At 71.9% G+C, this 12,717-nt stretch carries 12 protein-coding genes; 11 read left to right on the top strand and 1 reads right to left on the bottom strand.

The window, feature by feature from the left end:
• Positions 1 to 158 precede the first annotated feature (158 nt).
• The 6 genes from D7D94_RS06490 (at position 159) to rbfA (ending at position 8,237) form a co-directional block, all read left to right on the top strand.
• The gene (locus D7D94_RS06490) at positions 159 to 1,913 is read left to right on the top strand and encodes a proline--tRNA ligase (protein ID WP_156241844.1); all 1,755 of its coding nucleotides are present in this window, start codon (positions 159 to 161) and stop codon (positions 1,911 to 1,913) included.
• Positions 1,914 to 1,968: 55 nt separating this feature from the next.
• The gene (locus tag D7D94_RS06485; protein ID WP_156241843.1) at positions 1,969 to 3,438 is read left to right on the top strand and encodes an alanine/glycine:cation symporter family protein; all 1,470 of its coding nucleotides are present in this window, start codon (positions 1,969 to 1,971) and stop codon (positions 3,436 to 3,438) included.
• A 93-nt stretch (positions 3,439 to 3,531) separates the two neighbouring features.
• Positions 3,532 to 4,521, top strand: coding sequence for a transcription termination factor NusA (nusA, locus tag D7D94_RS06480; protein ID WP_156241842.1), 990 nt, complete (start codon positions 3,532 to 3,534; stop codon positions 4,519 to 4,521).
• 55 nt (positions 4,522 to 4,576) lie between these two features.
• A complete protein-coding gene (locus D7D94_RS06475) occupies positions 4,577 to 4,864 on the top strand; it encodes a YlxR family protein (RefSeq protein WP_343032151.1) in 288 nt (95 codons plus the stop codon).
• A gap of 59 nt (positions 4,865 to 4,923) precedes the next feature.
• Positions 4,924 to 7,725: a translation initiation factor IF-2 gene (infB, locus tag D7D94_RS06470; protein ID WP_156241840.1), complete on the top strand. Its 2,802-nt coding sequence runs from the start codon at positions 4,924 to 4,926 to the stop codon at positions 7,723 to 7,725.
• 74 nt (positions 7,726 to 7,799) lie between these two features.
• Positions 7,800 to 8,237, top strand: a complete 438-nt coding sequence (rbfA, locus tag D7D94_RS06465) for a 30S ribosome-binding factor RbfA (protein WP_156241839.1) — start codon at positions 7,800 to 7,802, stop codon at positions 8,235 to 8,237.
• Between the two features lie 3 nt (positions 8,238 to 8,240).
• Here rbfA and D7D94_RS06460 read toward each other — a convergent pair whose 3' ends face one another.
• On the bottom strand, positions 8,241 to 9,107 hold the full coding sequence (locus tag D7D94_RS06460) for an HhH-GPD family protein (RefSeq protein WP_156241838.1): 867 nt from the start codon (positions 9,105 to 9,107) through the stop codon (positions 8,241 to 8,243).
• 148 nt (positions 9,108 to 9,255) lie between these two features.
• Between D7D94_RS06460 and D7D94_RS06455 the strand changes: the two genes are divergently transcribed.
• From D7D94_RS06455 to D7D94_RS06435, 5 genes are all read left to right on the top strand, one after another.
• The gene (locus tag D7D94_RS06455) at positions 9,256 to 9,921 is read left to right on the top strand and encodes a hypothetical protein (RefSeq protein ID WP_156241837.1); all 666 of its coding nucleotides are present in this window, start codon (positions 9,256 to 9,258) and stop codon (positions 9,919 to 9,921) included.
• Positions 9,922 to 9,983: 62 nt separating this feature from the next.
• Complete coding sequence (truB, locus tag D7D94_RS06450; RefSeq protein WP_156241836.1) at positions 9,984 to 10,901, top strand: tRNA pseudouridine(55) synthase TruB; 918 nt, start codon at positions 9,984 to 9,986, stop codon at positions 10,899 to 10,901.
• Complete coding sequence (locus D7D94_RS06445; RefSeq protein WP_156241835.1) at positions 10,898 to 11,266, top strand: hypothetical protein; 369 nt, start codon at positions 10,898 to 10,900, stop codon at positions 11,264 to 11,266. Before truB ends, D7D94_RS06445 begins: the two co-directional genes overlap by 4 nt.
• Before the next feature lie 75 nt (positions 11,267 to 11,341).
• Positions 11,342 to 11,779: a hypothetical protein gene (locus tag D7D94_RS06440; RefSeq protein ID WP_156241834.1), complete on the top strand. Its 438-nt coding sequence runs from the start codon at positions 11,342 to 11,344 to the stop codon at positions 11,777 to 11,779.
• Entirely contained in the window at positions 11,776 to 12,717 is a 942-nt protein-coding gene (locus D7D94_RS06435) for a bifunctional riboflavin kinase/FAD synthetase (protein WP_156241833.1), read from the top strand. The genes D7D94_RS06440 and D7D94_RS06435 overlap by 4 nt, the downstream gene beginning before the upstream one ends.

Below are 12,717 nucleotides of genomic sequence, written 5' to 3'. Positions count from 1 at the left end.
CGGAAAATCGCGGTATTCGGTGTCGCGCGGGTGAGACGACATCGTCTGGCGGGGGAAACCCGGGCACCTCGCCGCGGCACCCCTGCGCCCACCCCGAGGCACCCCCCCGCGGCGCCCCCGCGGCAGGCCCGGCGGCCCACGCCCTAGACTTGTCGCTCGTGGTCACCCGTCTGTCGCAACTCTTCGTCCGCACGCTCCGTGAAGACCCTGCCGAGGCAGAGGTCGCGAGCCACAAGCTGCTCGTCCGCGCCGGGTACATCCGGCGTCAGGCGGCGGGCATCTTCGCCTGGCTGCCGCTGGGCCTCCGCGTGAAGGCGAGGATCGAGCAGATCATCCGCGAGGAGATGACCGCGGCCGGCGCGCAGGAGGTGCACTTCCCCGCGCTCATGCCGCGCGAGCCGTATCAGGCCACGGGCCGCTGGGACGAGTACGGCGAGCAGCTGTTCCGCCTCCAGGACCGCAAGGGCGGCGACTACCTGCTCGCTCCCACGCACGAGGAGGCGTTCACGCTGCTCGTGAAGGACCTGTACTCCTCGTACAAGGACCTGCCCCTGACGATCTACCAGATCCAGGACAAGTACCGCGACGAGGCGCGCCCCCGCGCCGGCCTCCTGCGCGGCCGCGAGTTCACGATGAAGGACGCGTACTCGTTCGACCACACCGACGCGGGCCTCGAGCGCAGCTACATGGCGCAGCGCGACGCCTACGAGCGCATCTTCCAGCGCCTCGGCCTCGAGTACGCGATCGTGCAGGCAGACGCCGGCGCCATGGGCGGCTCGCGCTCCGAGGAGTTCCTGCACCCGACGCCGGTCGGCGAGGACACCTTCGTCCGCAGCGACGGGGGCTACGCGGCCAACGTCGAGGCGTTCACGACCCTCGTGCCCGAGGCGCTCCCCATCGAGGGACTCCCGGAGCCGGTCGTCTTCGACTCGCCCGGCACCACGACCATCCAGACTCTCGTCGACCACTCGAACGCCGTCCTCGACCGCGAGGTGACCGCCGCCGACACGCTGAAGAACGTCGTGCTGCGGCTCACGCACCTCGACGGCACGCGCGAGCTCGTCGTGGTCGGCATCCCCGGCGACCGCGACATCGACGACAAGCGCGTCGAGGTGGCCTTCGCACCCGCCGAGGTGGAGGCGGCGAACGAGGAGGACTTCGCCGCGAACCCGCTGCTCGTCCGCGGGTACATCGGCCCCTGGAGCGAGACCGGCCCGATCCTCGGCGAGGACTCGGCCACGGGCATCCGCTACTTCCTCGATCCCCGCGTCGTCGACGGGACGAGTTGGATCACCGGCGCGAACGCCCTCGACAAGCACGTGCACGGCCTGGTGGCCGGCCGCGACTTCACGGCCGACGGCTTCGTCGAGGCCGCCACGGTGCGCGCGGGCGACCCCGCTCCGGATGGCTCGGGTCCGGTCTCGCTCGCCCGCGGCATGGAGTTGGGGCACGTCTTCCAGCTCGGCCGCAAGTACGCGGAGGCACTGGGACTCAAGGTGCTCGACGAGAACGGCAAGCTCGTCACCGTCACGATGGGCTCCTACGGCATCGGCGTCACGCGCATCCTCGCGACCATCGCCGAGCTCTCCAACGACGACAAGGGCCTCATCTGGCCCGAGGCCGTCGCGCCGTTCGACGTGCACGTCGTGGCGACGGGCAAGGGGCAGGAGGCGTTCGAGCTCGCCGAGAAGCTCGTCGCCGATCTCGAGGGAGCGCGCCTGGACGTGCTCTACGACGACCGCGCGAAGGTGTCGCCCGGCGTGAAGTTCGGCGACGCGGAGCTCATCGGCGTGCCGAAGCTCGTCGTCGTCGGGCGCAGCGCGGCCGACGGCCTCGTCGAGCTGTGGGACCGCCGCTCGGGTGAGCGCGAGGTCGTGCCGGTCGCCGAGGCGGTCGCGCGCCTGTCCGCCTGAGCAGCGCGCGTCAAGAGGTTGCCGGACGCCGGCCTCGCAGGTGAGACTGCCCGCCATGGATGAGATCGATGCGGGGATCGCGGCAGCCGGCGACCAGCTGTGGACCTGGGTGGTGCTGCCCATCGTCGCCCTGCTGGGGCTCTACATCACCGTCCGGTCCGGCGCCGTGCAGATCCGCATGCTGCCGGAGATGATCCGGACGCTGGGGGACAAGACCCCGCGCGACCAGGACGGGAAGCCGCAGTCGGTGTCGTCGTTCCAGGCGTTCACGATCTCGGCGGCCTCCCGCGTGGGAACGGGGAACATCGCGGGCGTCGGCACGGCCATCGCGATCGGCGGCCCGGGCGCGGTGTTCTGGATGTGGCTGATGGCGACGGTCGGCGCCGCCTCCGCCTTCGCCGAGTCGACCCTCGCGCAGCTGTTCAAGGTGCGCGACGCCAACGGCTTCCGCGGCGGCCCCGCCTACTACATGTCCCGCGGTCTCGGCGCGCGCTGGATGGGCGTCGCGTTCGCGGTCATCCTCATCTTCTGCTTCCCCTTCGCGTTCTCCGCGCTGCAGGCCAACACCATCGCGCTGACCACGTCCTCTGCCATCACGCAGATCACGGGCGCCGAGGGCGGCTGGCTGCTGTGGGTGGTCGGCATCCTCACGGCCGTGCTCACCGGCCTCATCGTGTTCGGCGGCGTGCGCCGCATCGCGAACGTCACGCAGGGTCTCGTGCCGGTCATGGCGCTCGCCTACCTGCTGCTGGGACTCGCCGTCGTGGTCGTGCACCTCGACGAGCTCCCCGCCGCGTTCGCGTCGATCTTCACGCAGGCGTTCGGCTTCAACGAGGTCCTCGGCGCCGCGCTGGGTCAGATCGTGCTCACCGGCGTCAAGCGCGGCATGTTCTCCAACGAGGCGGGCCTCGGCTCGGCCCCGAACGCGGGGGCCGCGGCCGCCGTCACGCATCCCGCGAAGCAGGGCTTCGTGCAGTCGCTCGGGGTCTACTTCGACACCATGCTCGTGTGCTCCATCACCGCGTTCACGATCCTCGTCGCGGTGCCCATCGAGAAGGGCGGTCTCACGGGCGTCGAGCTCACCGAGCACGCGCTGACGTCGTCGCTCGGCGGCTGGGCGACCATCGCCCTCGCCGTCGTCGTCTTCATGCTCGCGTTCAGCTCGATCATCGGGAACTACTACTACGGCGAGGCGAGCATCGAGTTCATCTCGGCGAAGCCCATGGTCCTCACCGTCTTCCGCGTCCTCGTGGTGGTGGCCGTCCTCGCCGGCTCCGTGGCCGCCCCCAGCCTCGTCTGGACGCTGGCCGACGCGATCATGGGGGTGATGGCCGTCATCAATCTCGTGGCCGTGGCCCTCCTCTCCGGCCTCGTGTTCCGCCTGCTGCGCGACTACTCGAACCAGCGGCGGGAGGGTCTCGACCCGGTGTTCACGCGCGCGCTGCTCCCCGACGTCCGCGGGATCGAGTGCTGGGAGGACACGGAGAGCGTCACCGGCCCGATCGACGTGGTGCGGCGGCGCTGACCGACCCTCACAGCGGCGGCCCGGGCGCATCCGGTATCGTGGCGGAGATGTCGGCGAGAGGTCTGCCGACGAGAGCTGAATACGGAGGACGTTGTGGATATCGATCTCGGATTGCTGCGGACGGTCGAGCGCGAGAAGGAGATCCCGTTCGACGAACTCGTTCGGATCATCGAGCAGGCCATCCTCACCGCGTATGAGAAGCACGTCTCCCAGGACGGCGACATCCCGGAGGGCGCGCGCGCGCACCTCGACCGGAAGTCGGGCCACGTCGCGATCCTCATCCCCGTGCGGGACGAGGAGGGCGCGATCGTCGGCGAGGAGGAGACCACTCCGGAGAACTTCGGCCGCATCGCCGCGTACGCCGCGAAGCAGGTCATCAGCCAGCGCCTCCGCGACATCGCCGACGACGCGGTGCTGGGGGAGTTCCGCGGCAAGGAGGGCGACATCGTCGCCGGCGTCGTGCAGCAGGGCCCGAACCCGCGCATGATCCACGTCGACCTCGGCACGGTCGAGGCCATCCTGCCCCCCGAGGAGCAGGTGCCCGGCGAGGAGTACTCGCACGGCTCGCGTCTGCGCGTCTACGTCACGAGCGTCGCGAAGGGGCTGAAGGGCCCGCAGATCACCGTCTCCCGCACGCACCCGGGTCTCGTCCGCAAGCTCTTCGCGCTCGAGGTCCCCGAGATCGCCAACGGCCTCGTCGAGATCACGTCGCTCGCCCGCGAAGCCGGTCACCGCACCAAGATCGCCGTGCGCGCCAACGACCCCTCCATCAACGCCAAGGGCGCCTGCATCGGCGAGCTCGGCCGCCGCGTGCGCGCGGTCACCGAGGAGCTCAGCGGCGAGAAGATCGACATCGTCGACCACGACGACGAGCTGCCGAAGTTCGTCGCGAACGCGCTCTCGCCGGCCAAGGTCACGAGCAGCTTCGTGCTCGACCCGACGACGAAGGCCGTCCGCGCGCTCGTGCCCGACTACCAGCTGTCGCTCGCGATCGGCAAGGAGGGGCAGAACGCCCGCCTCGCCGCCAAGCTCACCGGCGCGAAGATCGACATCCAGCCGGAGAGCATCCTCGAGCAGGGCTGAGGCGGGCGGCGTATGCCGCCCCGAGCCGTCGCGACACGCGCGACGGCCGACCGTGATGCTGAGGTGTAGGATGGAACCCGTACGGACGTGCGTCGGCTGTCGCACGCGCGCCCCCCGATCCGCCCTGCTGAGGGTGGTCGTCATCGATTCCGAGCTCGTCCCCGATGAGCGCGCGGTCATGCCGGGACGGGGCGCGTGGGTCCATGCGACGCAGAAGTGCGTCGGGACCGCGCTCACTCGCCGCGCTTTCGTACGAGCACTGCGCGTGCCGGGCCCGCTCGACACGCAGAACCTCGAGAAATGGCTGAGCAGCTATGGAAATCAAGTGAACGGCTCGAAATGAGACCCGTCCGCCTTTAGAGGTCTGCCCTGTCCGGGGCAGATCGCCCAGACAGGAGAATTGTGGCAAAACCACGCGTACATGAGATCGCCGCTGAGTTGGGTGTCGACAGCAAGGTCGCACTCGCGAAGCTCAAGGAGCTCGGCGAGTTCGTGAAGAGCCCGTCGTCGACGGTCGAACCGCCCGTCGCGCGCAAGCTGCGCGCCGCGCTGGCGTCGGAAGGCGGCGCAGCGCCGGCCGCCGACGCGAAGCCCGCCGCCCCGCGCACCCCCGGTCGTCCCGGCCCCGCGCGCCCCGGTGCGTCCGGAGCGCCGCGTCCCGGCGCGCCCAAGCCCGGCCCCGCGCGTCCCGCCGAGAAGCCGGCGGCCGAGCAGCCTGCCCCCGCGCAGCCGGCCCCCGCCGCGGCGAAGCCCGCCGCACCGAAGCCCGCCGAGCCGCAGGCCGAGAAGCCCGCCGCGGCGCCTCAGGCCGAGCAGCCCGCGGCACCGGCCTCCGACGCCGCGACGCCCGGTGCTCCCACGCCCGGCCCGCGTCCGGGCGGCCCGCGCCCCGGCAACAACCCGTTCTCCTCTGCCCAGGGCATGGGGAAGCGTCCCGCCGCCGGCGGCCCCCGCCCCGGCAACAACCCCTTCGCCTCCGCGCAGGGCATGGGCCAGCGTCCGACGCCGGGCAACATCCCGCGTCCCCCGAAGCCGCAGGCTCCCCGTCCGGGCGCGCCGCGTCCTGGCGGCGCAGCTCGTCCCGGTCGTCCCGGTGGCGGCGCCGGTCGTCCCGGCGCTCCGTTCCAGCAGCGTCCGGGCGGACCCGGTCGTCCCGGCGGTCCCGGTGCCGGCGGCGGCTTCCGCCCCGGTGGCGGCGCTCCCGGCGGCGGCTTCGCCGGTCGTCCCGGCCCTGGCGGCCGCGGTCGCGGCGGCACCGCCGGCGCGTTCGGCAAGGGCGGCGGCAAGTCGAAGCAGCGCAAGTCGCGTCGTGCGAAGCGTCAAGAGTTCGAGATGCGGGAGGCGCCGATCGTCGGTGGCGTCAAGGTCCCCCGCGGTGACGGCAACACCATCATCCGGATGCGCCGCGGCGCATCGATCTCGGACTTCGCCGACAAGATCGAGTCGATCACCGGCATGAGCGTGCAGCCGGGCAACCTCGTCACGGTGCTGTTCCACCTCGGTGAGATGGCGACGGCGACGGAGTCGCTCGACGAGGCCACGTTCGACGTGCTCGGCTCCGAGCTCGGCTACAAGATCCAGATCGTCTCGCCCGAGGACGAGGACAAGGAGCTCCTCGAGGGCTTCGGTCTCGACCTCGAGCGCGAGGAGCTGGAGGAGGACGACGAGAACCTCGAGATCCGTCCCCCCGTCGTCACGGTCATGGGTCACGTCGACCACGGAAAGACGCGACTGCTCGACGCCATCCGCAAGACGAACGTCGTCGCGGGCGAGGCCGGCGGCATCACGCAGCACATCGGCGCGTACCAGGTGTGGACCGAGCACGAGGGCTTCGAGCGCGCGATCACCTTCATCGACACCCCGGGTCACGAGGCCTTCACGGCCATGCGCGCCCGCGGTGCCGAGGTGACCGACATCGCGATCCTCGTGGTCGCGGCCGACGACGGCATCATGCCGCAGACGGTCGAGGCTCTGAACCACGCGCAGGCGGCCGGCGTGCCGATCGTCGTCGCGGTCAACAAGATCGACAAGCCCGAGGCGAACCCCGCCAAGGTGCGTCAGCAGCTGACCGAGTACGGGCTCGTGGCCGAGGAGTACGGCGGAGACGTCATGTTCGTCGACGTGTCCGCTCGTCAGGACATCGGCATCCAGGACCTCCTGGACGCGGTGCTCCTCACCGCCGACGCGGGTCTCGACCTGCGTGCGAACCCCAGCAAGGCCGCGCGCGGCGTCGCGATCGAGGCGAGGCTCGACAAGGGCCGCGGCTCGGTGGCCACCGTGCTCGTGCAGACCGGAACGCTCCGCGTGGGCGACCCGATCGTCGCGGGAACGGCTTACGGCCGCGTCCGCGCCATGATCGACGAGAACGGCGAGGCCGTCGCCGAAGCCGCTCCGTCGCGTCCCGTCCAGGTGCAGGGTCTCAGCTCGGTTCCCCGAGCCGGCGACACCTTCATCGTCACGGACGACGACCGCATGGCGCGTCAGATCGCCGAGAAGCGCGAGGCCGTCGAGCGCAACGCCCAGCTGGCCAAGGCCCGCAAGCGCATGTCGCTCGAGGAGTTCACGCGTGCTCTCGAAGAGGGCAAGGTCGAGTCGCTCAACCTCATCATCAAGGGCGACGTGGCGGGTGCCGTCGAGGCGCTCGAGGAGTCGCTGCTCAAGATCGAGGTCGACGAGAGCGTCCAGCTGCGCATCATCCACCGCGGTGTGGGTGCCGTCACGGAGTCCGACGTCAACCTGGCCACGATCGACAACGCGATCGTGATCGGCTTCAACGTCCGTCCCGACGCCAAGGCCCGTGAGGCCGCGGCTCGCGAGGGCGTGGACGTCCGGTTCTACTCGGTCATCTACAACGCGATCGACGATGTCGAGCAGTCCCTCAAGGGCATGCTCAAGCCGGAGTACGAGGAGGTCCAGTCGGGCGTCGCGGAGATCCGCGAGGTCTTCCGCTCCTCCAAGTTCGGCAACATCGCCGGTGTCATCGTCCGCTCGGGAACGATCACGCGCAACGCGAAGGCGCGCGTCATCCGCGAGGGCGTCGTCCTCGCCGACGGCCTGGCGATCGAGTCGCTGCGCCGGTTCAAGGACGACGTCACCGAGGTCCGCACGGACTTCGAGGCGGGCATCGGCCTGGGCAAGTTCAACGACATCCGGATCGGCGACGAGATCGAGACGACCGAGATGGTCGAGAAGCCGCGCGGCTGACGCGGATCTCCCCCCTGGCCCTGCCGGGCGGCTTCGGCCGCTCGGCAGGGCCGTCTCATCCCAAGGAGGACAAGATGGCAGGACAGGAACGTCAGGCACGACTCGCGGATCGCATCCGCGTCATCCTCGCCGAGCGCCTCGAGAAGGGCCTGCGCGATCCGCGCCTGGGCTTCGTGACGATCACGGATGTGCGGGTGTCGGGTGACCTGCAGCACGCCTCCGTCTTCTACACGGTGTACGGCTCCGACGAGGAGCGCGCGGGAAGCGGCGCCGCGCTGAAGGCGGCGACGGGCATGCTCCGCAGCGAGGTCGGGCGCCAGCTCAACACGCGGCTCACCCCGTCGCTGGAGTTCATCCCCGACGCCCTTCCCGAGACCGCGGACCACCTCACCGCGCTGCTGCGCGAGGCGCGCGAGCGCGATGAGGCGGTCGCAGGGCTCGCCGCCGGCGCGCAGTGGGCTGCAGGCGAGGACCCGTACGTCAAGCCGCGCGAAGCGGACGACGAGGACTGAGCCTCATCGAGGCAGACGCAGCGTCTCGCCGTCGGCCTCGATGAGGCCGTCGGACAGAAGCGAGAGGATGGCCCGGTCGCGCTGAGCGCGGTCGGGCCATTCTGCGATCACCGCGTCCTGCAGGGCGGGCGCGGGGTCGCCGTCGCGCAGCTGCCGGAGGACCGCGCCGCGCGCCTGGCGGTCGCTGCCCTCGTAGCGGGCCTGCCGACGGCGGGTGTCCTCGGTCTCCGGGCGCCCTGCCGCGAGCCACGCGCAGGTGTCGCGCAGCGGGCACTCGTCGCACCGCGGCGCGCGCGCCGTGCAGATCACCTGGCCGAGCTCCATGGTCGCGGCGTTCATGGCCGCGGCGTCGGCGACGTCTTCCGGCAGGAGCGCTGCCATGGCGGCGAGGTCCCGTCGGTGCGGCGTCCCCGGCTGCGCGCGGCCGTCGACCACGCGCGCGATGACGCGCCGCGTGTTCGTGTCCACCACGGGATGGCGGTCGCCGTAGGCGAACACGGCCACGGCGCGCGCGGTGTAGTCGCCGATGCCGGTGAGGGCGAGGAGCGCGTCGACGTCCCGCGGAACGACGCCGGCATGGCGGTCGCGGATCTCCACGGCCGCGCGATGCAGCCAGAGTGCCCGTCGCGGGTACCCGAGGTTGGCCCACTGCCGCACGGCCTCGGCCGGCGGGTCGGCGGCGAGCGCCGCCGGGGTGGGCCACCGCGCGAGCCACGCCTCCAGATGGGGGATCACGCGGGCGACCGGCGTCTGCTGCAGCATGAACTCGCTGACGAGCGTGCCCCACGCGCCGTATCCCGGCCGTCGCCACGGCAGATCGCGGGCGTGCGCACGGAACCACGGCACGAGTGCGTCGGCGAGGGCGGGCATCGCCTCAGCCTAAGCCGCGGTCGCCAAGTCGTCCTCAGCCTCCTCCGGGGCGAGCGCGACCGAAGCGTTATCGGACGGCGTCCTAACCGTTACCGGATGGGCGGATCCTGCCGTTAGCGTCGATGAGGGCCTGTCGAGAGGAGCACGGATGGCGCGCATCACCGCCGCAGTCGCGGTCGCCGCGACGCTGGTGGTCGCCGCCGTCGGGTGCGCCACCGCGTACCAGCACGCCGCGCCCGTCGGCGAGAGCGCCGTCGCCTCGCAGGTGTCGCCCTCCACCCCGACGCCGAGCACCACGCCCACCGCGTCGCAGACCCCCGCGGCTCCGGGTCGCGGCGCCGAGGACCCGTGGAACCCCGCGACGTGGGAGATCGAGCCGCACGAGCTCGGCCCCATCACCATCGGCGACGACTTCGACGCCACCGTGGCGGCTCTGCCCCGCGACTGGGTGAACGACCGCCGCTGCGCCTGGGTCTCGTACTGGAGCGCGCCCGACGGTGGCTATCTCGTCTCCTTCCAGCGCGCGCCCGGCGCCGCCGGCTCCGTGACCGGCGCCGCCGTCGAGTCGCTCTCGCGGCGGTCGGGCGCGGGACCCCGCACGGCCGACGGCCTCGGGATCGGCGCCACGCGCGCCGAGGTCCTCGCGGCCCACGACGACGCGCAGGACGTGGACACGGCAGACGGCCGGGCCTTCCTCCGCGTGCCCGGCGATCACGACACCGCCCTGTTCTTCGAGTACGTCGACGGCGAGGACCGTGCGCGCTCGGTCGCCGTCACATCGGGCGAGCCGCCCGTCCGGGAGGCGTGCGCCTGACCCGCTGGTCCACGTGGTCTCGCGGGAAGAGGGGAACCGCACGGGGAAGATAATCTGGGGGGATGGCGTCACGCGTTCCCCCTGCCGGAGGCATCCTGCTCGTCGACAAGCCGGGGGGGCTCACCAGCCACGACGTCGTCGCGCGAGCGCGCCGCGCCCTCGGCACCCGCAAGATCGGCCATGCGGGCACGCTCGACCCGATGGCCACCGGCCTGCTCGTGCTCGGAGTCGACGGCTCGACGCGGCTGCTGACCTACCTCGTCGGCCTCGGCAAGACCTACACCGCGACCATCCGCCTGGGCCAGACCACCACCACCGACGACGCCGAGGGCGACGCGGTCGCGCAGGCGTCGTCGGAGGAGCTGGCAGCGGCGTCGGACGGTGCCGTCGCCCGCGGCGTCACCGCGCTCACCGGCGACATCTCGCAGGTGCCGAGCGCCGTGTCGGCCATCAAGGTCGACGGACGCCGCGCATACGACCGCGTGCGCGCGGGGGAGGAGGTCGAGCTCGCCGCGCGGGCGGTGACCATCTCGCGCTTCGCCGTCACGGCCATCCGCCGCGCCGCCGATGCCGTCGACCTCGATGTCGAGGTCGACTGCAGCTCGGGCACGTACATCCGCGCCCTCGCCCGCGACCTCGGCGCGGGGCTCGGCGTCGGCGGGCACCTCACGGCGCTCCGGCGCACGCACGTCGGGCCGTTCGACGTCGCCGACGGCGCATCGCTCGACGCCCTCGCCGATGCGGCGCTTCTGCCGCCGGCCGAGGTGGCCGCGCGTGTCCTGGGACGCTTCGACGCCACCGCCGACGAGGCGCGCGACCTGCGCCACGGCAAGCGCCTCGCCGGGGCAGCCGGTCGCGTGCGCGGCGAGCGGGCGGCGGCGGTCGACCCCGACGGCCGTCTCGTGGGGATCGTGGAGAAGCGCGGCGACGCGGTCAAGAGCGTCATGAACATGCCCGAGGTCGCGGGAGACGCCGCGTGATCGGCTGGTTCACCACCGCGCAGGTCGTCGTCGCCGCTCTCGCCGGCATGCTGTGCATCGCGCTGGGCCTCGCCGGGCGCCGCCCCAGCGACCTCTCGGTGGGCGCGCTCGCTCTGGTGCAGGTGCTGCTCATCGCCCAGATCGTCGTGGCGATCGTGGCGCCCTTCGTCGGGAACCCGCCCACCGGCGACCTCCTCGAGTTCTGGACGTACCTCGTCTCCGCCGCGCTCCTGCCCATCGCGGGCATCGTCTGGGCGTTCGTCGACCGCTCGCGCTGGAGCGTCGTGGTCATGGGCGTCCTCGCCCTCGCCGTCGCGGTCATGGTCTACCGCATGCACGTGATCTGGACCATCCAGATCGCGTGACCACCGCCCTCTCACCCGTGCGCGTTCGCCCCGTGCGCGTCTGCGCCCTGACCGCCCGCCTAAAATGGATCCGTTATGACTGAGCCTGCGTCAGCCCGCCGGATCACCGGCGCCGGCATCGTCCTCGTGTTCGTGTACGGCGTGATGGCGCTGGCGGCCACGGGGCGCTCCTTCGTGCAGATCGTGCGCGAGTTCGACGACGCGCCCCTGGCATACGGCCTGTCGGCGGCCGCCGCCGTCGTGTACATCCTCGCCACGCTCGCGCTGATGTTCTCGCGCAGTCGCGCCTGGTATCGGATTGCCTGGATCGCGGTGATCTTCGAGCTGGTCGGCGTGCTCGTGGTCGGGACGCTCAGCATCGTCCTGCCCGAGCTCTTCCAGCACCCCACCGTGTGGTCGCTGTACGGCAGCGGCTACGTGTGGATCCCGCTCGTCCTGCCGTTCTGCGGCATCTGGTGGCTGCGCACGCACCGCCCCGCAGCCGTGCCCGAGCTCGCGGCGGCCGCGCGATGATGCTCTTCCGCGACGCCCGCCATGTGCCGTCGGACCTCGGGCCTTCGGTCGTCGCGATCGGCAAGTTCGACGGGCTGCACGCCGGACACCGCGCCCTCGTGGAGCGCATGCTCGACGACGCGCGTGAGCTGGGCGCCCGCTCGGTGGCGGTCACGTTCGACCGCAACCCGCTCGCCCTCATCGCGCCCGCGCGCTGTCCGCGCCCGCTCGTCGGGGTGGAGCAGAAGATCGACCTGCTCGCCGACACCGGCATCGACGCGACCCTGCTGCTGGCCTTCGACGAGGAGCTGGCATCGGAGGACGCGGAGGCGTTCGTCGAGCGCGTGCTCGTCGGCGCGCTGCGGGCGCGGCGCGTGCTCGTCGGCCGCGACTTCCGATTCGGGCGCGGCGGAGCGGGCGACGCGGCCCTTCTCGCGCGCATGGGCGCGGCGCACGGCTTCTCCGTCGAGGTGATGCCCGATGTCGCGAGCGAAGCGGATGGGCGGCGGGTCTCGTCCTCGTGGATCCGGGAGCTGCTCGACGCCGGCGACGTGGAGCGGGCGGCGGCCCTCCTCGGCCGCCCGCACGCCGTGCGCGGCGAGATCGTGCACGGTCTGAAGCGCGGGCGCGAGCTGGGGTTCCCCACCGCCAACCTCTCCCAGGACGCGGAGGGCTTCATCCCGGGCGACGGCGTCTACGCCGGATGGCTGGTCGTCGACGAGACCTCGTACCCGGCGGCGATCTCGGTGGGCACCAACCCCACCTTCGACGACGTCAGCCGACGGCAGGTGGAGGCGTACGTGCTCGACGAGCACGACCTCGATCTCTACGGGCGCCGCGCCGAGGTGCGCTTCGTGTCGCGCATCCGCGGCATGGTCGCGTTCGAGGGCGTCGAGAAGCTCATCGTGCAGATGACGGAGGACGTCGTGCGCACGCGCGACGTCCTCCGCATCGGCTGA

It is taken from the genome of Microbacterium oryzae (assembly GCF_009735645.1).
In the GTDB taxonomy this organism is placed as follows: domain Bacteria; phylum Actinomycetota; class Actinomycetes; order Actinomycetales; family Microbacteriaceae; genus Microbacterium; species Microbacterium oryzae.
Note: the sequence above shows the minus strand (reverse complement) of the source record. Positions and strands in the feature narration are given on the sequence as shown.

Excerpts from the sequence above, each read along its gene's own strand:
- D7D94_RS06435 (WP_156241833.1), top strand. The coding sequence starts at position 11,776 with ATGATGCTCTTCCGCGACGCCCGCCATGTGCCGTCGGACCTCGGGCCT.
- D7D94_RS06440 (WP_156241834.1), top strand. The coding sequence starts at position 11,342 with ATGACTGAGCCTGCGTCAGCCCGCCGGATCACCGGCGCCGGCATCGTC.
- D7D94_RS06455 (WP_156241837.1), top strand. The coding sequence starts at position 9,256 with ATGGCGCGCATCACCGCCGCAGTCGCGGTCGCCGCGACGCTGGTGGTC.
- D7D94_RS06460 (WP_156241838.1), bottom strand. The coding sequence starts at position 9,107 with ATGCCCGCCCTCGCCGACGCACTCGTGCCGTGGTTCCGTGCGCACGCC.
- rbfA (WP_156241839.1), top strand. The coding sequence starts at position 7,800 with ATGGCAGGACAGGAACGTCAGGCACGACTCGCGGATCGCATCCGCGTC.
- truB (WP_156241836.1), top strand. The coding sequence starts at position 9,984 with ATGGCGTCACGCGTTCCCCCTGCCGGAGGCATCCTGCTCGTCGACAAG.
- D7D94_RS06475 (WP_343032151.1), top strand. The coding sequence starts at position 4,577 with ATGCTGAGGTGTAGGATGGAACCCGTACGGACGTGCGTCGGCTGTCGC.
- D7D94_RS06485 (WP_156241843.1), top strand. The coding sequence starts at position 1,969 with ATGGATGAGATCGATGCGGGGATCGCGGCAGCCGGCGACCAGCTGTGG.